The sequence below is a fragment of the Lederbergia wuyishanensis genome (assembly GCF_022900255.1).
In the GTDB taxonomy this organism is placed as follows: domain Bacteria; phylum Bacillota; class Bacilli; order Bacillales; family Bacillaceae_C; genus Lederbergia; species Lederbergia wuyishanensis.
This window is the reverse complement of the sequence record NZ_JALIRM010000001.1, coordinates 1,145,956-1,170,648: the sequence shown is the minus strand read 5'-3', so window position 1 is coordinate 1,170,648 and position 24,693 is coordinate 1,145,956. Positions and strand designations below refer to the sequence as shown.

Annotated in this window: 23 protein-coding genes and 1 other annotated feature; of the genes, 22 read left to right on the top strand and 1 reads right to left on the bottom strand. The window is 36.6% G+C overall.

Annotated features, from left to right (window positions below; all coding sequences use genetic code 11):
* Window positions 1–189 precede the first annotated feature (189 nt).
* The 13 genes from MT489_RS05830 to MT489_RS05770 all read left to right on the top strand — a co-directional run bounded on the left by MT489_RS05830 (window position 190) and on the right by MT489_RS05770 (window position 16,019).
* Window positions 190–1,212, top strand: coding sequence for a rod shape-determining protein (locus MT489_RS05830; protein ID WP_244680530.1), 1,023 nt, complete (start codon window positions 190–192; stop codon window positions 1,210–1,212).
* 133 nt (window positions 1,213–1,345) lie between these two features.
* Entirely contained in the window at window positions 1,346–2,233 is an 888-nt protein-coding gene (gene mreC / locus MT489_RS05825) for a rod shape-determining protein MreC (RefSeq protein ID WP_244680529.1), read from the top strand.
* Complete coding sequence (gene mreD / locus MT489_RS05820; RefSeq protein ID WP_244680528.1) at window positions 2,233–2,751, top strand: rod shape-determining protein MreD; 519 nt, start codon at window positions 2,233–2,235, stop codon at window positions 2,749–2,751. Before mreC ends, mreD begins: the two co-directional genes overlap by 1 nt.
* Window positions 2,752–2,907: 156 nt before the next feature.
* Window positions 2,908–3,597, top strand: a complete 690-nt coding sequence (gene minC / locus MT489_RS05815) for a septum site-determining protein MinC (protein WP_244680527.1) — start codon at window positions 2,908–2,910, stop codon at window positions 3,595–3,597.
* On the top strand, window positions 3,590–4,399 hold the full coding sequence (minD, locus tag MT489_RS05810) for a septum site-determining protein MinD (RefSeq protein ID WP_244680526.1): 810 nt from the start codon (window positions 3,590–3,592) through the stop codon (window positions 4,397–4,399). The genes minC and minD overlap by 8 nt, the downstream gene beginning before the upstream one ends.
* A 270-nt stretch (window positions 4,400–4,669) precedes the next feature.
* A complete protein-coding gene (locus tag MT489_RS05805) occupies window positions 4,670–5,428 on the top strand; it encodes a M23 family metallopeptidase (RefSeq protein ID WP_244680525.1) in 759 nt (252 codons plus the stop codon).
* Entirely contained in the window at window positions 5,421–6,287 is an 867-nt protein-coding gene (locus MT489_RS05800; protein WP_244680524.1) for a site-2 protease family protein, read from the top strand. The genes MT489_RS05805 and MT489_RS05800 overlap by 8 nt, the downstream gene beginning before the upstream one ends.
* Before the next feature lie 89 nt (window positions 6,288–6,376).
* Window positions 6,377–7,852, top strand: coding sequence for an Rne/Rng family ribonuclease (locus tag MT489_RS05795; RefSeq protein WP_244680523.1), 1,476 nt, complete (start codon window positions 6,377–6,379; stop codon window positions 7,850–7,852).
* 291 nt (window positions 7,853–8,143) lie between these two features.
* Complete coding sequence (locus tag MT489_RS05790) at window positions 8,144–10,471, top strand: helix-turn-helix domain-containing protein (RefSeq protein WP_244680522.1); 2,328 nt, start codon at window positions 8,144–8,146, stop codon at window positions 10,469–10,471.
* Window positions 10,472–10,706: 235 nt separating this feature from the next.
* A complete protein-coding gene (locus tag MT489_RS05785) occupies window positions 10,707–12,308 on the top strand; it encodes an extracellular solute-binding protein (RefSeq protein WP_244680521.1) in 1,602 nt (533 codons plus the stop codon).
* A gap of 137 nt (window positions 12,309–12,445) precedes the next feature.
* On the top strand, window positions 12,446–13,390 hold the full coding sequence (locus MT489_RS05780; protein ID WP_244680653.1) for an ABC transporter permease: 945 nt from the start codon (window positions 12,446–12,448) through the stop codon (window positions 13,388–13,390).
* Between the two features lie 11 nt (window positions 13,391–13,401).
* Window positions 13,402–14,283 (top strand): carbohydrate ABC transporter permease, encoded by an 882-nt coding sequence (locus tag MT489_RS05775; RefSeq protein ID WP_244680520.1) that lies wholly within the window; start codon window positions 13,402–13,404, stop codon window positions 14,281–14,283.
* A gap of 56 nt (window positions 14,284–14,339) precedes the next feature.
* Entirely contained in the window at window positions 14,340–16,019 is a 1,680-nt protein-coding gene (locus tag MT489_RS05770; protein ID WP_244680519.1) for an alpha-L-fucosidase, read from the top strand.
* Window positions 16,020–16,047: 28 nt separating this feature from the next.
* Here MT489_RS05770 and MT489_RS05765 read toward each other — a convergent pair whose 3' ends face one another.
* Complete coding sequence (locus tag MT489_RS05765; RefSeq protein ID WP_244680518.1) at window positions 16,048–16,884, bottom strand: AraC family transcriptional regulator; 837 nt, start codon at window positions 16,882–16,884, stop codon at window positions 16,048–16,050.
* A 179-nt stretch (window positions 16,885–17,063) separates the two neighbouring features.
* On the opposite strand from MT489_RS05765, the gene MT489_RS05760 reads away from it, so the two are divergent.
* From MT489_RS05760 to obgE, 9 genes are all read left to right on the top strand, one after another.
* Window positions 17,064–18,188 (top strand): Gfo/Idh/MocA family protein, encoded by a 1,125-nt coding sequence (locus MT489_RS05760; RefSeq protein WP_244680652.1) that lies wholly within the window; start codon window positions 17,064–17,066, stop codon window positions 18,186–18,188.
* A 12-nt stretch (window positions 18,189–18,200) separates the two neighbouring features.
* Window positions 18,201–19,361 (top strand): dihydrodipicolinate synthase family protein, encoded by a 1,161-nt coding sequence (locus tag MT489_RS05755; RefSeq protein WP_244680517.1) that lies wholly within the window; start codon window positions 18,201–18,203, stop codon window positions 19,359–19,361.
* A 12-nt stretch (window positions 19,362–19,373) separates the two neighbouring features.
* Complete coding sequence (locus MT489_RS05750) at window positions 19,374–20,195, top strand: sugar phosphate isomerase/epimerase family protein (protein ID WP_244680516.1); 822 nt, start codon at window positions 19,374–19,376, stop codon at window positions 20,193–20,195.
* Window positions 20,196–20,260: 65 nt separating this feature from the next.
* On the top strand, window positions 20,261–21,244 hold the full coding sequence (locus MT489_RS05745) for a hydroxyacid dehydrogenase (RefSeq protein WP_244680515.1): 984 nt from the start codon (window positions 20,261–20,263) through the stop codon (window positions 21,242–21,244).
* Between the two features lie 226 nt (window positions 21,245–21,470).
* Window positions 21,471–21,581: a sequence feature (ribosomal protein L21 leader region), on the top strand.
* A 14-nt stretch (window positions 21,582–21,595) separates the two neighbouring features.
* Complete coding sequence (gene rplU / locus MT489_RS05740) at window positions 21,596–21,904, top strand: 50S ribosomal protein L21 (RefSeq protein WP_213110446.1); 309 nt, start codon at window positions 21,596–21,598, stop codon at window positions 21,902–21,904.
* Window positions 21,905–21,916: 12 nt separating this feature from the next.
* The gene (locus MT489_RS05735) at window positions 21,917–22,246 is read left to right on the top strand and encodes a ribosomal-processing cysteine protease Prp (RefSeq protein ID WP_244680514.1); all 330 of its coding nucleotides are present in this window, start codon (window positions 21,917–21,919) and stop codon (window positions 22,244–22,246) included.
* Window positions 22,247–22,262: 16 nt separating this feature from the next.
* Window positions 22,263–22,547 carry a 50S ribosomal protein L27 gene (gene rpmA, locus MT489_RS05730; protein ID WP_213123969.1) on the top strand — a complete coding sequence of 95 codons (285 nt, stop codon included), beginning with the start codon at window positions 22,263–22,265 and terminating at the stop codon, window positions 22,545–22,547.
* A gap of 296 nt (window positions 22,548–22,843) precedes the next feature.
* Window positions 22,844–23,365, top strand: coding sequence for a Spo0B C-terminal domain-containing protein (locus MT489_RS05725; protein ID WP_244680513.1), 522 nt, complete (start codon window positions 22,844–22,846; stop codon window positions 23,363–23,365).
* A 29-nt stretch (window positions 23,366–23,394) separates the two neighbouring features.
* Window positions 23,395–24,687, top strand: coding sequence for a GTPase ObgE (gene obgE / locus MT489_RS05720; protein ID WP_244680512.1), 1,293 nt, complete (start codon window positions 23,395–23,397; stop codon window positions 24,685–24,687).
* The last annotated feature ends 6 nt before the right edge of the window (window positions 24,688–24,693 follow it).

Below are 24,693 nucleotides of genomic sequence, written 5' to 3'. Positions count from 1 at the left end.
TTTTAGTTGCGCATACTTTTGTTTGCTAAAAAACTAACCAAAAAGATCCCTCAACACTGGAGCAATACAAAATGAAATGTGAAAATAATGTATTGGACAGGCTATAGAATAAATCTTTATTGTATTTGAAAGTATAGGGAGCAGATGCGGATATAAAAAGCATTTGGCATGAGAAAGGGAGATACATACATGTTTGGATTTGGAACGAAGGATCTTGGAATAGATTTAGGAACGGCCAATACACTTGTTTTTGTAAAAGGAAAAGGAATTGTGTTGCGTGAACCTTCAGTCGTTGCTTTGCAAACAGATAGCAGAAAAATTGTTGCAGTCGGAAACGACGCAAAAAATATGATTGGTCGAACACCTGGAAATATTGTTGCACTTAGACCGATGAAAGATGGAGTCATCGCCGACTATGAGACAACTGCGGCAATGATGAAATATTATATACGTCAGTCTACGAAAAGAAGAGGATTCTTTAGTGGTAAACCACATATAATGGTCTGTGTTCCATCAGGTATTACAGCTGTTGAACAAAGAGCCGTACTAGATGCTACAAGAGAAGCGGGAGCTAAGGAAGCATATCCTATTGAGGAGCCATTTGCTGCAGCGATTGGAGCAAACTTACCTGTATGGGAACCGACTGGAAGCATGGTTGTTGATATTGGGGGTGGAACAACCGAAGTCGCGGTTATTTCACTTGGTGGAATTGTCACAAGCATGTCAATTCGGATTGCTGGTGACAATATGGATGATGCGATTATTGCTTATATCCGAAAAACGTACAATTTATTAATTGGTGATCGTACAGCAGAAGCAATAAAACTTGAAATAGGATCTGCTGGAGAGCCAGATGGAATACCTCCAATGGAAATACGTGGTCGAGATTTACTAACAGGCCTTCCTAAAACCATTGAAATCACTGCTGAAGAAATTTCCTGGGCATTACGTGATACGGTAAATTCAATCATCGATGCCGTAAGAAATACGCTTGAAAAAACTCCACCTGAACTTTCTGCAGACATTATGGATAGAGGAATCGTTCTTACTGGAGGAGGTGCCTTGCTACATAATTTGGACAAGGTGATGAGCCAAGAAACGGATATGCCGGTTTTAATTGCTGATGAACCGTTAGATTGTGTTGCTAAAGGTACCGGAATAGCTTTGGAACATATTCATCTCTTTAAAAATAAGGTAAGAGATATGCGTTAAGACTGACTTGCGCCGTTTTTACGGCGCTTGCTCTTTTCTAGTTTGTGTAGGACATTTTTAGGTAATTTGTTAAAATATGTTTAGTAATAGTGCCACTTGTAAGGCGCTTGCTCTTTTTTATGAGGTGTTAATCATGTCACACTTTTTTCTTAATAAACGTTTAATTATCCTTCTAATTAGTATTATTATTCTTGTATCCTTGATTGGGTTTTCTTTAAGAGATAGAGAGAATATTACTCGCCCAGAGCAATTTGTTAAGGATGTAGTTGGTTTTGGTCAATCACTTATTTCCATACCAGCACAAGGAGTTGCAAACTTTTTTGGTAATGTAGACGATCTAAAAAATACATATACAGAAAATAAAAAGTTGAAAGCCCGGTTGGAAGGATTAGCAAAACTTGAAAAAGAAATATCTGATCTAAAGAAAGATAATGAAGAACTACGAAATGTTTTAAATAAAACGGAGAATCTTCGTGATTATACTCCAATTCAAGCAACAGTTATTAGTCGAGCACCGGATCGTTGGTTTGAAAAAATTACAATTAATAAAGGAAGTAAAAGCGGTGTAAAAACTGATATGGCTGTCATGACAGCAAAGGGACTAATAGGTAAAGTTATTAGTACTTCCCCGATGACCGCTACTGTGGAACTTCTTAGCTCTGATAATAAGAAAAATAGAGTCGCTGCAGAAATACAAGGGGATGAGAATGTTTTTGGTCTCATAGATGGCTATGATAAAGAAAAGAAAATGCTCATTATGAAAGATATCGTAATTGATCAAAAGATTAAAAAAGGGCAGAATGTCGTTACTTCGGGCCTTGGCGGTGTCTTTCCCAAAGCACTTGATATCGGTAAAGTTAAAGAAGTTGAAGTAGATCGTTTCGGATTGACTCAAACAGCATATGTAGAACCTTCCGCACATTTCTACGGATTTGAACATGTATTGGTCATTGTTCGTACGATGGATACTGTTAATGTTACTGAAACAGAAACTAATACGGATATGGAGGAGGGGGAATAATGAAACGTTTAATACTTCCCTTCCTTTTAACTTTGTGTTTTTACATTGAAAGTATTTTTGTGGACTTTCTACCTCCTGGATCTTTTGGAGTGGATTGGATTCTTGTACCTCATTTTTTAATAGTATTATTCATTTTGATGGGGATTTTTTATTTTAGAAATCGTACACTTATATATGCAGCAATATTTGGATTATTATTTGACATTTACTATACAGAGGTCATCGGCATATATTTAGTTTTATTTCCGGTTGCTGTATATGTAGCGTCCAAAATCGTAAAGTTAATTTTTTCTAATATTTTTACTGCTTTTATCATTACAATAATATGTATATCATTAGTAGAAACGATTGTATATGGTATGAATATCTTCGTATTACAAAAAAGTATGGATTTAAATGAGTTTGCAATGAATCGATTAGTGCCAACACTTATATTAAACGCAGTCTTTTTTCTCATAGTCTATTATCCATTCAACAAATTATTACTAAACAGAAAAAAAGAAGAGCTAAATGAATAAATTTTTTTTGAATAGAGGAATATCAAAGGAGTTTGTCGAATTCAGCAATATATGACGAGAAGCAAGTAATAAGGTAAACTATAGGTAATTCAGATGTAGTAGCGAAAGGAGATATGAGGGCACTAATTGCAGGTTTAGTCTCCTTGCCCGGAACTCATGAAAAACAGACAAAATGTTATGATTAAAGGAACAAAGAACGGTCTTTCTTTACAATTAAATGATCGCTGCTCATACGAGGATTTATTGGTAGAGCTGGATGAAAAGCTTGCCGATTTACAGGGGGTAGATACGGACAGCCCTCTTATTTCTGTACGTATTTTTTCTGGAAATCGTTTTTTAAATGATGATCAGCAGGAACAATTAAAAGAAATGATTCGAAAGAAACAAAATTTATTAGTTGAAGAGATTGAAAGTAATATTATTACAAAAACTGAGGCAAAGCGAATTATTGATGAACAAGAAGTGACTTCAGTTGCGACAGTTGTTCGATCTGGCCAAGTACTAGAAGTTCCTGGTGATTTATTACTTATAGGTGATGTGAATCCGGGAGGTACTGTTAGAGCGGCAGGTAATATTTTTATTATGGGTTCTCTAAAAGGAATTGCACATGCGGGTTATACCGGAAGAAATGAAGCGGTTATTGTTGCATCTTTTATGACTCCATCACAACTTAGAATATCAGATTGTATTAGCCGAGCACCTGATCAATATGAAAAAGAAGAACATCATCAAATGGAATGTGCTTATATAGATGGAAGACATCAAATCGTCATAGATCGCTTGCAAGTGTTAAAACATTTACGACCAAATATTACTAGATTAAAAGGGGGACTATACAATGGGTGAGGCGATTGTAATAACTTCGGGTAAAGGAGGAGTCGGAAAAACTACAACTTCGGCCAACCTGGGGACATCTCTTGCCCTACAAGGGAAAAAAGTATGTCTCATAGATACAGATATTGGTCTAAGAAATCTTGATGTTGTCCTTGGCCTCGAAAATCGTATTATTTATGATCTGGTAGATGTTGTTCAAGGTAGATGTAAGTTGCATCAGGCGATTGTAAAAGATAAAAGATTTGAAGATAAATTATTTTTACTACCAGCAGCTCAAACTAGTGATAAAACTGCTGTATCACCTGAACAAATGAAAAAACTCGTAAATGAAATGAAACCCGAGTATGACTACATATTGATAGATTGCCCAGCTGGGATTGAGCAAGGATATAAAAATGCTGTTGCGGGTGCTGATAAGGCGATTGTCGTAACGACTCCAGAAATTTCTGCAGTTCGGGACGCAGACCGTATCATTGGCTTATTGGAAAAAGAAGAAAATGTTGAGCCTCCAAAATTAATCATTAATCGGATCCGTAGTCAGATGATGAGAGATGGGGATGTACTGGATGTTGATGAAATTGCTCAGCATTTATCGATAGATTTGATTGGAATCGTTCAAGATGATGTAGACGTAATCAGATCTTCAAACCAAGGCGAGCCGATCGCACTTGATCCAAGTAGCAAAGCTTCTATTGCATATAGAAATATTGCGAGAAGGATATTAGGTGAGTCTGTACCGTTACAATCTTTAGATGACGAAAAACCAGGTGTATTTGCTAAACTGAAAAAGCTATTTGGTGTTGGAGCTAAATAAGAATAAATGAACCATACGTTCAATACATTTTGAATGTATGGTTTTTTTATTTTCTAAGAAATTATAGATTAGAACCTTATGAATAACTTTTAAAAAGATAGTTCCGGTCTAGCTTAAGTGCCTAGCGTCTAGCAAGCTTTCGGTATCTGTTTGCGTAAGTCAACATCGGCTCTCCTCTATATGCTCATCTTGTTTCTTTTATCTCGTAAGGCATATTCTTGAAGGACAAGTCATAGTGTAATACAAAATAATAAAAGGAGATGGGGGAGAATGAGTAGAAGAGCTGACGAAGTCCGTAAACGAATCAACAGAAGGCGTAAGCAAAATAGTACGAACAGGGAGAGACCTAGACCCACTCCTTTTATTGATGATGAATTCGAGTCTCCAGTATTTGAATCTAGCCCGAAAGACTCTCTTCATCCACTCTGGAATCGTGACGTCTTTTTGTTTAAGGTTCTTGCCTCAGGAGCACTCGTTTTAGTTATTGCGATTATGTTTCAATCAACCTCACCTGAACTTGACTCAATAAAAATAGGTGTTAAGAAGACGATGGAGAAGGAGTTTCAGTTTGCGACTGTCGCAAATTGGTATGAAAATCAATTCGGAAAGCCTTTAGCACTTCTTCCTCCTTTAGAAAATGTTGAAAAGTCAGGTCAATCGGAAAAAGAAATGGACTTTGCTATGACAGTGTCTGGAAAAATAGTAGAAGATTTTTCTGTGGATGGTAGAGGGATTATTATGGAAACCGGTACAAATGCCGAGGTTGAAGCAATGACTGGTGGAGTAGTAATATTTGCAGGTCGAAAGGACGATATTGGTAACACGGTAATCATACAGCACCCTGACCATTCTGAGACATGGTATGGAATGCTAGAAAAAATTACAGTAAAACCAAGGGAAACCGTCGCTGCAGGGAAAAGTTTAGGTATTGTTTCGACCGGTAAAGAAGGGATGTCAGGAGAATTTTATTTTGCGATAAAACAAAACGATAAGTTCATTGATCCTATTCAGGTGATAAAATTTGAATAAATACGGAGTTCTCTTAAAAAAAATACAAATTCATCCACTTTTTTGGGGAGTTGCAGGAATTGCAATTATCACGGGTTATTTTTGGCAATTGCTATTCTTGTTTATGATTGTTTTTATTCATGAGATTGGGCATGCGGCTGCCGCAGCTCATTTTGGATGGAAAATAAAACGCATTGTTATTCTGCCTTTCGGAGGTTTGTGTGAGGTTGATGAACATGGAAATCGTGAAATTAACGAGGATCTAATCGTCATTGTAGCGGGACCTCTTCAACATTTAATCATTGCTGCAATAATTCCTATGCTAGTTATGTTTTCTTTTTTGTCGGCTGATGTTGCTAAGCAATTATCCTTATATAATTTCATGATTCTTATGTTCAATCTTATTCCTGTATGGCCATTAGATGGAGGGAAACTGATTCAGCTCTTCCTTTCTACACGTCATCCATATATAAAAGCATGTAGAATATCATTAGTAAGTTCTTTTGCTGTTTTAATTGCGCTTCATACTGTGCTCCTTCTTTTTTACCCATTAAACATCAATATATGGCTCATATTACTGTATTTGGACCTCACCTTATGGTCTGATTGGAAACAGCAAAGATATGTTTTTATGAGATTTTTATTAGAAAGACATTACGGAAAAACCATAAACTTTTCCCAATTGCAACCTATTGATGCAAGGGGCGAAGAATATTTGCATGAAGTTTTGGAAAGGTTCAAGCGCGGATGTAAACACTTAATCTATGTTGAAGGAAAAAACAGTAGTCAAGGAAAACTGGATGAAAACGAAATCCTTCATGCTTATTTCACTGAGAAACGGGTTAGTGCCCAGTTAAAGGACCTCGTATATGACGATTGACTATGAAAAGATTCATGGATAAAGTATAGATAAGGAAAAACCGACTGGCATAAAGCCAGTTTTATTTTTTTATTAGCAGGTGATTGATATTGAATGAAATTATTATAGATACTAAGACTGCTCAAAAACGTTTTGCTGTAAAAGAAAACGGGAAGGTTACAAATTTTTATGTCGAATCTCCAAATGATCATTCAGAAGTAGGGAATATTTATTTAGGTAAAGTAGAAAGTGTAAAAAAGGGGATGAATGCTGCTTTTGTAGATATTGGCAAGGAAAAGAAAGGTTTCTTACAGAAGGAGCAGCTTCCATCGTATATACATTCAACTGATCCTCGAAAAAAGGAAATGCCTATTTCGAAATTTATTACAGAAGGTGAAAAACTTCTTGTTCAAGTAAAAAAAGATGAAACTGGGGTAAAAGGTCCTTTATTGACTGCCATTATTGAAATTCCTGGTGAAAAGTTGATTTATATGCCTGAAGGAAAATATATTGCAGTATCAAAAAAAGCAGATGAATCATTAAGAAATAAGTGGAGAGAAATTGCTAGCAAACATAAGGACGATAAGGAAGGCTTTATCATCCGTACAGAGGCCTTTACAAGTAGTAAAGAGGATTGGGAGCATGAAGTTGGGCAGCTTAAAGATACATATGCCTCTTTACAAAAACATAAAAACAACGTTAAGGCTCCGGCATTACTTATAAAAAAATCATTATTTGAAGATGAAATTATCCGTGAGATGAAGCGTCTTCAACAAGGTGAACTCTATTTTAATGATAGACAAGTTCTGGAACAGATAAGAAAATGGTTTCTACATTTCGATAAAATAAATTGGAATTTTCATTTTCATCAAAATAAGGAAGGGATCTTTTCAAAATACGGCCTTGAAAGTGAGTTGGAAAAAGCTCTTAAGCCAATAGTGTGGCTAAATAATGGTGCGTATATTGTCATCAATGAAACAGAAGCAGCTATTGTTATTGATGTAAATACAGGGAAATTCACTGGAAAACAAGCCGTTACAGAGACCGTTGTACAAACGAATATGGCTGCTGCAAAGGAAATTGCAAGACAAGTGCGTCTTCGGGATTATAGCGGAATGATTTTAATTGACTTCATCGATATGAAGACAATTGAAGATAAAAGAAAAGTACAGAAATTATTAGAAGAATTATTTAAGAAGGATCCGAAACAAACACGAATAATTGGATTCACACCACTTGGGGTTTTTGAAGTGACTCGTAAACGGACAAGGCAATCACTATCTAAAACACTTCAGACTAAATGTCCATCCTGTAATGGTAAAGGACTTGTTGATAGTGCTGAAACAGTTTGCTTTCGCTTAGAACGAGAGCTGTTTGAAATTCCTATGAATCATGAAGCCGTTTTAATTGAAATAGACAAAGAAACAATGGATACATTTAAAGGTGAAGGAAATCGCCATCTTGTAAGAATAGAGGAGCATTTACATATCAATATCATTTTTAAGGTGATCCAATCCGATATATTCACATATCATATCCGCCAATTTGGAACAGTGGACGAGATTAAAGCTAGTGCTGCGAAATAATATTTTTCGAAAAAAAATAGCCTTAACGGATATCTCTTTGAAGCGGGAAGCTTTTTATTTATGGGTAATTGTATTTGCAGGTTATTTAGAGAGCATAGGTAAGTTAAAATGAAGGTACAAGGATTTCTGAATTCTTGTACCTTTCTTGTATAATTCATTAATAAATCGATCGAATTGGTACTAAAGCCCTTTTTTTACAAAAAAAGTGGCTAGTATAATAAGTAAATACAAAAAACAGAATTAATCCATTTGGCGGATTTAAGTTTGTTAATGAAGGGGGCAATATTCACGATGCAGAACTATAATCGTAAAAGTGTATTTGTAACTTTATTTATATCTTTTATCATAATTTTAATGCTTCCGATCACCGTAGGGTTTTGGCTATATGACAAGATGGAGTCAATCATTAAGGATAATGCTAACCGTTCTAATATTGCCATGCTAAAGCAAGCAGGCAATGCAATAGATAGTGAAATTTATAGAGTCAATCAATTAGCAGCACAAATATCTTTTAATCCCAAATTACAATTTATCCTAAGTCAAATTCATTCGGAAGATGACGATATTATAAAATATTATAACTTTATGAAAGATATAAAAAACTATAATATATCCAATCCTTTTATTCATGATTATTATGTTTACCTTCCTGATAAAGACACCATTGTAAGTCCCAAGGTAAAAACGAACTCCAGGATATTTTACGATTACATCTATGGTTATGAAAACATAAACTACGATGCTTGGAAAAAAGCCATACAGTCCACAAATAAAGTACAGACTTACATCCCTTCAACTACCATTTTTGAAGGAATATCGTTTAGTCCCGAAAAAATCATTACATATTTGCAAACGCTACCATACGGAGAAACCAAAAATCCAAGAGGGTATCTAGCTATCTTAATTAATGAACAAATGATCAAGGAAACTCTCCACAATCTTGAATGGGCCAATCAGGGAGATATTTATATTCTTGATAAGGAAAATAATAAAATTATGACAACCGCAAAAGAAGATGCATTTTTCAATACACTTGATGAAAACTTTACTGGTACGCATGGTGTTCTTGAAGACAAAATTGATCATGAAGAATTGATTGTGTCCTACGTAGTGTCAAATAAAACAAAATGGAAGTATATTTCAGTCGTCCCAAAATCGGTTGTGATGGCCAAGGTAAATACTGTCAAAGCGTTGGCAATTTCGTTATTGATTTTTTGTCTTGTTGGTGGTTTGATTACTTCATATTATTTGGCATATCGCCATTATGTGCCTGTAAAAGAGCTTGTCAGCTCAATTGTTAATAAAATGAACAGGAACGGTCGATTGCCATTTAATGAATACCATATAATAAGAGAGACGCTTAATAAGAGCTGGGATTCGGAGATGAAATTAAGAAACAAACTTATAGAACATACTCCACAAATTAAAGCGAACTTTTTGACAAGATTAATAAATGGGTTTGTTGATCAAACAACGATTACATCGGAATCATTGGCATTCATGAATATCTCCATAGCTAGTGAAAATTTCATTGTTTTCGTAATAGATGTGGAGGAGTGTGGCCGGTTTGTATATGAAGATAATGAAAAACAATGGGCCATTATTAGATTTATTATTAGCAATATTAGTGAAGAACTGGCAAATAAAAATCATAATGGCTTTATTATTGAACTAGACCAAAAACGAGTAGGGGTCATACTTAATTTTACTTTAAATGAATTTCCTATGGATTATATTGGAAAAATGGTTTTTGAAATAAAGGAAATCGTAGAAGAACGTTTTGGAATCATTATCTCAATTGGTATTGGCAACCAGCATAAAGGTTTCGGAAATATTGTTACTTCATATAGAGAAGCTCTCCAAGCTCTTAACTATAGGATGATTAAAGGAAATAGCCGTATCATTTCTTTTAATGAAACAAAAGAAGCAGAACATCATTATTATTATCCAGAAGGCATCGAAGCGCAATTAATGAATTTTATTAAAATTGCTGATTTCGAAAATGCTGAGAAAATTCTTGACAATATTTTTGAAGAAAACTTTGAATCACGCAATATATCATTTCAAATTGGAAAATGTCTCTTTTTTAACATTATGAGTACGCATTTAAAAATTTTAAACGATATTAACTTAAAGTATGATGACGTTATTTTTTCGGGGGAAGAAAATCCAGTAACTCAACTGCTAAAATGTCAAACGGGTGAAGAAATGCATTATAAAATAAAAAGTATTTATAAGAGACTGTGCAATCATATAAAAGATAATCGGCCAAGCCAGAGTGAGCGTTTAATCCATAATATTACTCAGTATATTCAAAAACATTATGCTGATAATATGTTAAGTTTGTCATCAATTGCGGAAGAAATGAATATTACACCCCAATATTTGTCATCCTTTTTTAAAAAGCAGAAAGGCGAAAATATAACAGATCATATCGCTAAAATAAGATTGGAATATGCAAAAGCCATGCTCATAGATGAAGAATTGACTATAACGGAAATAGCAAAACGGATTGGTTATTCAAATGATGTAGGATTCATAAGGTTATTTAAAAAATATGAGGGAATTACCCCGGGTAGTTATCGTACAAGTTTTAAAGATGATGTAGCTTCAAATTAGCACTATGAGTATCCTTCCTATAACGATAATTAAAAATGGATAGTCGAGTTTAAAATTTGATAATCCCTTACCTTAAAACTGTATAGCGCATTTTAAGAATGAGTAATACACAGGATTAATGGAATATGCCAAGATAATTTCCAAGGGCTTATGGTCAAATAGGGAAGGAGGAAATTATTCCATTTTAGTCCGCTAGCTTAAAAGGCGACATAATTAAATAGGGAGGTCAAATGAAATGAGATGGAATTCCTTAAAGAAATCATCAGCAATCGTGCTACTACTTTTACTAGTAATTGTAACCGCTTTATCTGGATGTAGTGATTCGAAGGAAACGAACAAAGATAGCCAGAATCAGGGAAATGAGGAAGGGGCTCCTCTAAAAGAAGTAACATATTGGGTCTCCAATAATCGGCCTGATACATTGAAGGATTATAATGATATTGCAGCCTATAAAAAACTAGAAGAAATTACCGGAGTTCATGTTAAATTTGATCATCCGGCATCGGGTGAGGCAGACCAACAATTTAATTTAATGATGGCATCCGGTGAATTACCTGATGTGATCGAGCGGATTTGGACAAGTGTTCCTGGTGGACCAGAAAAATATATTAAAGATAATAAGATTGTTAAATTGAATGACTATATTGAAGAGCATGCTCCTAATTTTAAGATGGTGTTGGACGAACATCCCGAATGGAAAAAAATGATTTCCACGGATGATGGAAGTATTTATTCTTTTCCTTTCTTACGGGAAGCTGATGTAAACTTGACTTTCTATGGTCCTGTATTAAGGAAAGACTGGCTTGAAAAGCTTAATTTGAAAGTTCCAGAAACTCTAGATGAATGGCATACAGTTTTGAAAGCGTTTAAAGATAAGGATCCGAATGGCAATGGTGAAGCTGATGAAATTCCTTTGTTGCTCGGTACGGATGGTTTAACAGGGAATGCATTTGTTGGAGCTTTTGGTATTACCAATGGATTCTATCAAGTAGATGGAAAGGTAAATTACGGACCGATACAACCAGAATATAAAGAATTTTTACAACTCTTTCATAACTGGTATAAAGAAGGTTTAATAGATCAGGAATACGTTGCAACGGATGATGCATTAAAAGATGCAAAAGTGACCAACAATCAACTAGGTTCATTTATGGGTTATACAGGTAGCAGTATATTGCGTTATATGCAGCTTAAGGGAGACGATCCAGACTTCTTTTTAACAGGTGCTCCATATCCGGTTGTTAATAAAGGCGACGTTCCTTATTTTAATCTTGGTGAAAATAACTATAATGGCGTTGGAGCTGCTATCACAACATCTAACAAAAACATTGTAGAAACGGTAAAATGGCTTGATTATAAGTATGGTGAAGAAGGGTTTAAGCTCTTTAACTTTGGGATTGAAGGCGAAAGCTACGAGATAGTTGATGGATACCCAACTTATAAGGAAGTCATTACAAATAATCCTGATGGAAAATCGATGTCAGAAGCATTAGCTATGTATGTTGTAGCTGGTTGGAGTGGTCCTATTATCCAAGCGAAAGAATATGCTGAACAGTATACGTCAATGCCTGCTCAGCAAGAAGCGATTGAACAATGGAAAAAAGGGTCTAACGAGCGGATTATGCCAATGGTAACTCCTACACAGGATGAGAGTTCAGAATACGCGTCCATCATGAATGATATCAACACATATCGGTCCGAAATGATTAACAAATTTATTATGGGAGAAGAATCTCTAGATAAATTTGGCGAATTTGCGGATACCATTAAAGCGATGGGAATAGATAGAGCGATTGAAATTCAACAGTCAGCATTAGAGCGTTATAATAATCGCTAATTATTGTCGATAAGCGCTTATGTCATTAAAGACTAGGCGCTTATCGTTTCAATAATTGTATAGTTTCCGGAAAGTTACATAAAAAGCTTGAAATGAGGTATCAGAGTATGGAAACAGTGAAACAGCAAACAAAAACGATGAATAGTCCTCCTCTCCTAATAGGGAAAAAAGAAAGCTTTTGGAAGAGGCTAGGAAAAGACCTAAAGCGAAATAAATATATTTATATTATGCTTTTCCCAGTAGTTCTCTATTACTTGATTTTTCATTATGGACCTATGTACGGGGTTCAAATTGCTTTTAAAGATTACAATATTACAGAAGGTATATGGAGTAGCCGTTGGATCGGTTTTGACTATTTTATGGAGTTTTTTAAGGGCTTTCATTTTTGGCGTCTAATCCGGAACACTTTTTTAATCAATTTTTATGAATTGTTGTTTGCCTTTCCTGCACCGATTATTTTAGCACTATTATTAAATGAATTTAGAAGAATGTGGTTTAAGCGTGTTGTCCAAACGGTCAGTTATTTGCCGCATTTTATCTCCGTCGTTGTCGTTGTGGGAATGCTCGTGGATTTCACATCTTTAAATGGATTAATAAATCAATTCTTAGGCATGTTTGGAGTCAAACCAATTGGCTTTCTCCAAAAATCAGAATGGTTCCGTACCCTTTATATTGGGTCAGGTATATGGCAAGGAATCGGCTGGGGATCAATTATTTACCTTGCAGCCATGTCCAATATTAATCCCGAACTTTATGAGGCCGCAAAAATTGATGGAGCAAGTCGTTTTAAACAAGCACTGCATGTAACGATTCCTGGTATCGCCCCAATCATCATTATCCTGCTTATTCTTCAAATAGGTTCCATGATGAGTGTCGGATTCGAAAAAATTATTTTAATGTATAATCCATTAACGTATGAAACTGCGGATGTTATTTCTACTTACGTTTACCGCAAAGGGATATTAGAAGCGAGTTTTAGTTTCAGTGCAGCTGTCGGTTTGTTTAATTCTGTAATAAATTTGACATTACTAGTTTTGGCGAATCGAATTAGCGCCAAAGTCAGTGAAACGAGTCTTTGGTAAGGGGTGTTACTATGAAAATGAGGCAAAGTATCGGTGAAAGATTATTTGATTTCTCTAATGTCCTGTTTATGAGCATATTAATTCTTGTAACACTCTATCCTTTTCTATATGTTTTGTTTTCTTCCGTTAGTGACCCTGGTCTTTTGGCTAAAAACACTGGAGTCCTCTATAAACCTTTAGGTTTAACATTCAAGGCTTACCAACTGGTCTTTGAAAATCCTATGATTATGATAGGATACGTGAATACCATATTTTATGTGGTTGTAGGAACAGCTATTAATATCTTTCTTACAAGTATTGGGGCCTATGCGCTCTCACGCAAAAATGTGATGTTATCAAAACCAATTATGATGATGATTATTTTCACAATGTTTTTCAGTGGAGGCTTGATCCCTACTTATCTATTAATTAATGAATTGGGAATGATGAATACGAGATGGTCGCTAATTATTCCGAATTCGATCAGTGTTTGGAATCTGATTATTATGAGAACGTCCTTTAAAGGAATTCCTGAAAGTTTGGAAGAATCGGCAAAAATGGATGGGGCGAACGATTTTACGATTTTATTTAGAATCATCTTACCGCTTTCCTTACCCGTTATTGCGGTTATGATTTTGTTCTATGGTGTGGGACACTGGAATTCCTATTTCAGTGCAATGATTTATTTACGGGATAATAGTTTATGGCCCCTTCAACTTTTCCTTCGTGAAATCCTAATTACAAATAGCACGGAAGGTTTCATTACCGGTGTCGGAGGAGGAGACCGATATCCTATTGGGGAAACGGTTAAATATGCGACAATTATTGTGGCGACGTTGCCAATTTTATTTTTATATCCTTTCCTGCAAAAGTATTTTGTAAAGGGTGTTATGATTGGTTCAATAAAAGAATGAACAGTTCAGAATATTTTGCATTCAATTCATACGAATAAACCTTTGGAGGTGATTTTATGTTAATTACGGAAACAGATGAGAAAAGTCGGCTGCAATGGTGGAAAGACGCAAAATTTGGTTTGTTTATACATTGGGGGCTCTATGCATTGCCGGCAAAAGGCGAGTGGGCGATGTACGCAGCCAGAACCCCGGTAGCTGAATATGAACAACTAGCGAAACAGTTTAATCCTGTAAAATTTAGTGCAAAGGAATGGGTGAACCTAGCGAAGACCGCTGGGATGAAGTATTTGGTTATTACAGCCAAACATCACGATGGCTTTGCCATGTTTCATTCGAAAGTAGAAAAATTCAATATTGTTGATGCAACTCCTTTTCAAAGGGACCCGATTAAGGAATTAGCAGAAGAGTGTCAAAAGCAAGGGATTAAATTGTGTTTTTACTACTCACATGTGATCGATTGGCATCATCCACATTCTATTCACGAATATTATAACAATACATGGGATTATCAACTTGAAGATAAAGCATTTTATCGTTATTGGAATCAGATCGCTAAACCACAGGTGAAGGAATTATTAACAAGATATGGCCCAATTGGACTGATGTGGTTTGATACAGCAGGAGGTTTGTCGAAAAAAGATAGTCGGGAAATGGTCGATCTTGTCCATAATCTCCAGCCTGATTGTTTAGTTAACAGTCGGGTAAGTCACTGGCCAGGGATGGGAGATTATCAATCAAAAGGTGATAATGAAATTCCTATGTATGCGGAAGATACAAAGCCGTGGGAAACGCCCATGACATTAAATAAATCGTGGGGTTATCATATCCAGGACCAGGATTGGAAAAAACCTGAATCTATTATCTATAAATTAGTTAATATTGTAAGCAAAGGCGGCAATTTATTATTAAATGTTGGGCCAACGGCTGAAGGCCTTATTCCTGAACAATCTACCAAGAGATTATTGGAAATAGGTGATTGGATAAATCGAAACAGTGAGGCAATCTACGAAACAGACCCTAGCCCTTTTCCTTATGAATTTGATTGGGGAGCCATAACGGTGAAAAGTGGAAAGGTGTATCTGCATCTTTATCACAAGTACTGTCCACAAAATGAATTGGTTTTATGTGGATTAAAGTGTAAAGTGGCAAAAGCATATTTCCTAGCAAACGGTATACCTTTGGAGACTAATCAAAGTTACCAAGCGGAGGGTGATCATCACGAACTTAGGATTTTATTACCATCAGAATTACCTGACCAATATGTATCGGTAATGGCCCTCGAGCTGGACGAGCAGTTGGAAGTAGATGAGAGTTTTATTCAACAAGCATCTGGAACGATAAAGTTGGACCTAGTTCATGCGGATATAGACCTGAAAAAACAACAGGCTACTTGGGATTTCAAAGTAGTAAATCCTGGTACTTTCGAAGTTGTATTGGTCAATTTTAAAAAAGAGGGTGTAGATTGGGCAGAGGATGGCGGAAAGAAACACGTTGTCAATGTTAATGGACAAAGATTAGAGGTAATTCCAAAGGAAGACATCATTTTGGAAGAATCCCAATCTTGTCAATATCCTTACCGAGAAGTTAATTCCAACCTTGGGAGGATTAAATTGCACAGAGATACTTTTACATTATCGTTGATATCAGATACCGTCAGGGAAAAACCTCAATTTACTGAAATATGGCAGGCTGAAGCAGTAAAACTACGAGCCATAAAACTTATTCCGGTTATTTAACAAAAGAGACTGCCATTTTCAGCACTCTCTATTCAACGGGCTGCAACTCACTTTGCTTCATTACCATATTTCGATACTGATTCGGGGACATACTCATCGTATTTTTAAACGCTCGATAAAAAGTTGAAAGCGTCTCATATCCTACTTCGAAACAAATTGTGATAATTTCTTTATCCGTTTCAGATAATAATTCCTTAGCTCTTTCGATTCGAACTTCTGTTAAGTATTGTATAGGAGTTTTATGATAATAGTCTTTAAAAATGGAATTGATATAACGAGAACTTATCCCTAGTTTTGCAGCAATATCTTTTGATGTTAGAGGATCGTAATAATGAGTGTCGATGTATTTTTTTATTTTTTCTATTCGCAAACTATTGGCATCTTGATATTGAGTTTTTTCTCCCAGTCGGGTCATTGTAAGTAGTATATTGAGCAAATGAATTTTCAAAGCCCATTTTGAAAATGGATTTTCACTGGATTGTTCGTAAAGCATTTTTCTTAAATGCTGTCGCAATTCGCTGCTGGCTATTAGATCGGGTTGGACAAATCGGGATTGTTGAAAGATAGGGTTTTTCAGTTCATTCCCATCAAAAAACTCTAGAGTTCCAATATTAAATGCTAATACTAGTAATGTTAAGCTAGACTGAGAGTAAATCGAATGTTGAGAATGTGGGGCAATGAAGGCGGATTGATCCTGTGTTATTTTATATTCATGCCCATCAATGGAAATTTTCCCTTCTCCTTCAATCGCGTAAAGAATTTGATGGATGGTGTGGTGGTGGACATGAATGATATCTCCTTCTTTATGTCTGCTTTCGTACAGATAAGTACCGTATTGAGGTAGTTGTATTTCCTTCAACGTCATCGTATTCTCTCCCATTCTTTTTCTCTACATATTAAAGTGTATCAGATATTAAAAACGGTTCCAATATTGAGAAAGGAATTCTAATATTCGTAAGACTATAGTGTTTTTAACTTATAAAATACTAGTATGACAGATAAGGAAGAAGGGATTAATAAGTGGAACATAAAGTCGGTATTATTATGAATGGTGTAACAGGAAGAATGGGAACGAATCAACATCTCATACGTTCAATTGTTGCTATCAGGGAACAGGGGGGAGTTAAACTGGCTAATGGTGATACCATTTTTCCTGACCCTATTTTAGTTGGTAGAAATGAAGAAAAATTACATGCTCTGGCGAAAGCGTATAACATTGAGCGTTGGAGTACTGACCTTGATCAATGTCTTGCCAATTCTGATGATGAAGTTTACTTTGACGCACAAACGACGGTCCGTCGTGCAGAGAGTATTAAGAAGGCAATCGCGGCAGGCAAACATATTTATTGTGAAAAACCAACAGCTACTAGTCTTGAGGATGCACTTGAATTAGCAAAATTAGCAAAAGAAGCTGGAGTCAAAAATGGTGTTGTTCAAGATAAATTATTTTTGCCCGGCCTTCTAAAATTAAAGAGATTAATAGATTCGGGCTTTTTCGGAAGAATTTTATCCATTCGTATGGAATTTGGATATTGGGTGTTTGAAGGTGATTGGCAAGAAGCTCAACGACCTTCTTGGAATTATCGGAAAGAAGATGGCGGCGGAATGGTAAGTGATATGTTCGCTCATTGGCGTTATGTTCTGGACAATCTTTTTGGAAGTGTGAAAGCGGTATCTAGCTTTGCTACGACACATATACCGAAGCGTGTTGATGAAAATGGAAATGAATATGAATGTACAGCAGATGATGCTGCTTATGCGACATTTGAATTAGAAGGAGGAATAATTGCTCAAGTAAACTCCTCATGGGCAGTAAGAGTGAATCGTGACGATTTACTAACGATTCAGGTTGACGGTACAGAAGGCAGCGCAGTTGCAGGCTTACGAGAGTGTAAAGTGCAGCATCGTGTCAATACACCGAAGCCTGTTTGGAATCCAGATATTGAAAATCCATTTAATTTTTCGGAACAATGGAGTGAAGTACCAAACAATCAAGTATTCGAAAACGCTTTTAAAATTCAATGGGAGTACTTTTTGAAACATTTGGTTGCGGACGAGCCATTTCCTTGGGATTTACTAGAGGGAGCGAAAGGAACACAATTATCCGACCTAGGACTTCAATCATCAGCTGAACGCCGTTGGATTGGAGTACCAAACTTAACGATTTAAGGGGGAGATGGAATGGTTTCTTTAAAATTACCAAGAGCAGATGGTTCTATATACACTTACGAAACAAGCCTAGCATCTCCATTAGAAGTTCCAAAGACACCCTTTCTTAGTAGAGTGGCGTTTTCCGCGGCTCATGTCGTATCAGATCCGCTTGCTAACACAGATCCACTTAACTCTGCCCAAATTGACTGGGAAAGTACATTGGCTTATAGGCGCCATCTTTGGTCTCTAGGAATGTCCATAGCGGAGGCAATGGATACTGCCCAAAGAGGAATGGGATTAAATTGGGAAATGGCAAAAGAGCTAATTTTAAGATCAGTTCGAGAGGCAAATGCTGTTGGTGGGCGAATTGCCTGTGGAGCGGGAACTGACCATTTAGTACCAGGGAAAGATGTTACGATTGAAGATTGTATTGCCGCTTATGAAGAACAATGTGAATTTGTTGAATCGGCTGGCGGTCAAATTATTTTAATGGCGAGTAGAGCACTTGCGGCGGTAGCGCAAGGGCCGGAAGATTATGAACGAGTATATGGACATCTATTACAAAGTGTATCAAAACCTGTAATCTTGCATTGGCTTGGAGATATGTTCGATCCTGCTTTAGCTGGATATTGGGGTAATAAAGATTTGGATCAGGCGATGGATGTTTGTCTTCGTATTATCGAAAAAAACGCTGATAAAATTGATGGAATTAAAATATCTCTCTTGGACGCTGAGAAAGAAATTACGATGCGAAGGAAACTGCCAAAAGGTGTAAGAATGTACACGGGTGATGATTTTAATTACGCGGAATTGATACAAGGTGATGAACACGGCTATAGTGACGCTTTATTAGGGATTTTTGATGCGATTGCACCTGCTGCGTCTAATGCTCTTCATGAACTTGATAAAGGAAATCTTGAAAAATACCATTCTATTTTGGAAAAAACCATTCCTCTCTCTAGGCATATCTTTCAAGCACCTACATATGCCTATAAAACCGGAATAGTATTTATGGCCTATTTAAATGGTCATCAATCGCATTTTCGGATGATTGGGGGAGCGGAAGGTTCGCGGTCTTTAATCCATCTTTCTGAAATTTTCGTTTTGGCTGACAAAGCAGGTTTATTAGTGGATCCAGAACTTGCAGCAAGAAGAATGAAGCTTGTAATGGAACTTTCCGGAATTGTCTAGGAGGAAGTAATCATGACCCAATTGCAATCAATTGATCGATTAAGTTTAAATCAAATTACAACCGATAAATGGAGTTTGAAAGAAGCCGTTGATGGATGTCTAAGAGCAGAAGTACCTTGGATTGCGCTTTGGCGTCATAAAATTGAAGAGATTGGTCTAAAAGATAGTAAGAGAATCATTCAAGATGCTGGCATCAAAGTATCTAGTATTTGCCGTGGAGGTATGTTCCCTGCAGCAACAGAATTAGAACGTCAGAAGCGAATAGATGATAATCGGAGAGCAATTGATGAGGCGGCAGAACTAGGTACAGATGTTTTAGTTTTAGTGTGTGGACCGGCACCCGACAAAGATTTAGTCGCCGCGAGAAAAATGGTAGCTGATGGGATTGAACAACTAGTTCCTTATGCCAAAGAGCGTGGAGTAAAGCTAGGAATTGAACCCTTGCATCCGATGTATGCAGCTGAGAGATCTGTAATCGTTTCTTTGGCTCACGCTAATGATATTGCTGATCAGTATGCACCCGATGAAGTGGGAGTCATCGTTGATGTGTTTCATGTTTGGTGGGATCCAGATTTATTCCGACAAATTACACGAGCAAAAGGACGGATACTCGGATATCATGTTTCAGACTGGATTGTGCCGACACCAGACCTTTTAATGGGTCGGGGGATGATGGGAGATGGAGTCATTAATCTACGTCCGATTCGCTTGGCTGTTGAGGAAGCTGGTTACAATGGACCAATTGAGGTCGAAATTTTCAACCAACAAATATGGGATACACCAGGGGACGAAGTATTGGCATTAATGAAAGAACGTTATATACAGCATGTTTAAAAAAATGGGAGAGGGAACATTCCTTCTCCCTTAGTTCCATTTACTTAACGAAAGAAGGAATTGGAGTGCTTCAAGGATTATATATTTTAGATGACTTTGACTTAATTTATGGAAGTACATATGAAGAGATTGGAAAGCTAGTTAATATTTACGCCCCACCTCAAACGAGGCTAACAATTAGGCAAAACATAACTTTATTAAAAAATGCTGATGTTATTTTCACTGGTTGGGGATCACCAATTTTTGACAATGAATTATTATCTGCAGCTCCCAACTTAAAAGCTGTTTTCTATGGGGCGGGCTCTGTTAAATCCATAGTAACGGATGAATTTTGGGAGCGTAACATTAAAATGACAAGTGCTTATGCTGCTAATGCCGAGCCTGTGGTGGAATTTACACTTTCCCAAATTTTATTCTCGTTAAAACGTGGATGGTATTTTGTCATTCAATCGAAGAAACAACAGAATCATGTTAATAGGGTAGATGTTCCAGGCGCATATGGTACAACGGTTGGAATCGTATCCCTTGGAATGATTGGGAAAAAAGTATGTGAACTGTTGAAGCCATTTGATGTCCGTGTTATTGCGTATGATCCTTATATATCACAAAAAGAAGCAGAAAAATTAAATTTAGAACTATGCAGCCTCGAAGAAGTTTTCAGACACTCAGATGTCGTCTCTGTACATACACCTTGGTTAAAAGAAACGGAAGGCTTAATTAATGGCGAGCTTTTATCCTCCATGAAGCAAAATGCGACCTTCATCAACACCTCAAGAGGTGCAATTGTTAATGAACCGGAAATGATCGATGTTCTAAAAACACGACCTGATCTTTTCGCTATTCTTGATGTTACGTATCCCGAGCCGCCAATAGAAGGTTCTCTACTTTATACTTTAGATAATGTTATATTAACACCGCATATCGCAGGATCCATGTCGGGAGAATGCCATCGCATGGGAGCGTACATGCTGGAGGAGTTAAAGAGATTTGTAGCTGGGAAAGAGTTGAAATGGGAGATAACAAAGGAAAAGGCTCTGATAATGGCATAGTGAATCATTTTATAAAAGGATTTTTGGATAGGTGCCTTCTACAACCTCGCTTACTAACGCAAACTATTTGTAAAATCTCAAGACCTATTCTTCAAAATTGACAAAAAAGATGGTCTCCTAGATGATAAAGATTCGTGTCAAACTAGGGTAAATCGGCAAATCTAAAATCGAAAGCTGTTGACATGCATATCCGCATATGATAGTATTTTCATGTTAGTTTGTAGCACCCGTGCTACAACCGCTCAGCACAGGTACATAAGATTTTTATTATGTCAAATCACCAATTTATAGGATTTGACTAATAAAACACCTGAATCTGGCGAGTCTTAGTCTATTAAGGAGGTGCAGTTCGTGTACGCAATCATTGAAACTGGTGGAAAACAATTAAAAGTTGAAGAAGGCCAAGCAATCTACATTGAAAAGTTGGATGTCACTGAAGGTGAAACATTCACTTTTGACAAAGTTCTTTTTGTAGGCGGCGAAAACGTAAAAGTAGGTAGCCCATTTGTAGAAGGTGCAACAGTTACAGCTAAAGTTGAAAAACAAGGCCGTGCGAAAAAAATCGTTGTATTCAAATACAAGTCAAAGAAAAACTACCACAAAAAACAAGGTCATCGTCAGCCATACACAAAAGTTGTCGTTGAAAAAATCAACGCATAAGGCGGCTGTCTTATGATTTTCGTAAACGTCGAAAAAACGTACGATGGTAAGATCAGATCCTTCACGATGGACGGACACGCTGATTTCGCCGATAAAGGGAAGGATATCGTTTGTGCAGGAGCATCTGCTGTTGCTTTTGGCAGTGTGAATGCCATAATTGCTTTAACTGGTATTGAACCAGAGATTGAGCAGTCAGAGAGTGGTTTTTTGAAATGTTCATTTCATACCGAATCGACTGACGAATCCTTTAATCAAGTCCAACTTTTACTTGAAGGTATGATTATTTCTCTTCAAACGATTGAAAGAGATTATCAAGATTATATAAAAATATCCTTTTCATAAACAGGAGGTGGAACAAATGCTAAGATTGGATCTTCAGTTTTTTGCATCCAAAAAAGGGGTAGGTTCTACTAAAAACGGACGTGATTCAGAAGCTAAGCGTCTTGGTGCTAAGCGTGCAGACGGTCAATTTGTTTCTGGCGGATCTATTTTATACCGTCAACGTGGAACAAAAATTCACCCAGGTGAAAACGTAGGCCGCGGAAGCGACGACACTCTTTTTGCTAAAATCGACGGCGTCGTTCGTTTCGAACGCTTTGGTCGTGACAAGAAAAAAGTAAGTGTTTATCCTAAGGCTCAATAATGTAGCTAGAAAACAAAGCTCTAACCTTAAACGGGTTAGGGCTTTTTCTCTTTTTTACAAGTAATGATATAAGAACAATATTCTTGATTTTACTTTTAGACTTCATGAGCTATTGGCTTTCACTTAAAATTTAAAGAATTAAAAGTGAAAATAGATTTTATTAATAAGAACATTTATTTGCAAAATGTATCAGACTATTGCACTTTTCTTACAAGGTGCTTCTAAAAATACTTCCTCACATGGCAATATCTGTTATACTATAATAACGATTGAAGTTGGACAGAGAGGAAATAATGATGAGTGATATATTAAATGTGATTCAGAATACTCGACATGATTGGTTAAATAGGATTCAGTTAATTAAAGCTTACATTTCACTTGGGAAGCTCGATCAAGCCGAACGTGTTATAAATGAAATTATTTTGGATACACAGAACGAAGCAAGATTAACAAATATGAAACTGCCTCAATTTGCTGCTATGTTATTAACACATAATTGGGGGAAATATGCTTTTAAAATTGAATATGAAATATTGGATAATATTCGGACAGATTATATAGATGATATAGCCTTGACAAATTGGACTCGGAGTTTTTTTGATGAGCTTAATCGTTGCGCTAACCCTCTCTTTGAAAATCATTTGTATATTACAATAGAACAACGTGATGCTCAAATTTATTTTCAGTTTCATTTCAATGGGTCTTTTGAAAATTCGTCCGATATAATTGGATGGTTAAAAGAAGAAAAGAGTTTCCCAAATGACGTTAATATTCAAGAAATAACGGATTCGGAAATGGTAATAGATGTGTTTTTCTAATTGGACGTTTAGATTGGAGTGTTAGATTTATGTTTGTAGATCAGGTGAAGATATACGTTAAAGGCGGAGACGGCGGAAATGGAATGGTTGCTTTTCGTCGTGAAAAATATGTCCCGATGGGCGGACCAGCCGGTGGAGATGGCGGTAAAGGAGCCAGTGTTATTTTTGAAGTGGACGAAGGATTACGAACGTTGATGGATTTTAGATACCAGCGCCATTTTAAAGCACCTCGTGGTGAACATGGAATGTCTAAAAGCCAGCATGGGCGCGGGGCAGCAGATATGATTGTGAAGGTTCCGCCGGGAACAGTAGTCACGGATGAAGATACGGAAGAAATCATTGCTGATTTAGTTAATCATGGACAGCAAGCAGTTATAGCAAAAGGTGGGAGAGGGGGACGTGGAAATATTCGTTTCGCGACTCCGGCAAATCCAGCTCCTGAAGTTGCTGAAAATGGAGAACCGGGACAAGAAAGAAATATTATTCTAGAACTGAAAGTTTTGGCTGATGTTGGACTTGTAGGTTTTCCGAGCGTCGGTAAGTCTACTCTCCTTTCGGTTGTTTCCGCAGCCAAGCCGAAAATAGCCGAATATCACTTTACTACCATAGTTCCAAATCTAGGGGTTGTTGAAACTGAAGATGGGAGAAGTTTCGTCATGGCTGACCTTCCTGGTTTAATAGAAGGTGCTCATGAAGGAATTGGACTTGGTCACCAATTTTTACGTCATATTGAGAGGACAAGGGTCATTGTACATGTACTAGATATGTCTGGAATGGAAGGTAGAGACCCTTATGAGGATTATTGTACTATCAATCAAGAGCTTAAAGAATATAACCTTCGATTATTGGAAAGACCACAGATAATTGTTGCCAATAAAATGGATATGCCCGAAGCAGAAGAAAATTTAGAAGTATTTAAGCAAAAGCTTAAAGAAGATTACCCAATTTTTCCAATATCAGCCATTACTAGACAAGGTCTAAGAGAGTTGTTATTTGAAATTGCAGATCAAATCGAGAATACGCCAGAATTTCCTCTTCATGAAATAATAGATGAAGATGATACAGTCAACAGGGTTATGTATAAACATGAAAAACCTCATGACGAATTTTCAATTTCAAGAGATCCAGATGGTACATTTGTTATTAGTGGAGCCCAAATCGAGCGTTTATTTAAAATGACGGATTTTTCAAGGGACGAATCAGTAAGAAGATTTGCTCGTCAATTAAGAGGTCTGGGTGTAGATGATGCACTTCGCTTGCGAGGAGCAAAAGATGGAGATACTATTCGTCTGCTGGAATTCGAATTTGAATTTGTAGATTAGTTTTCT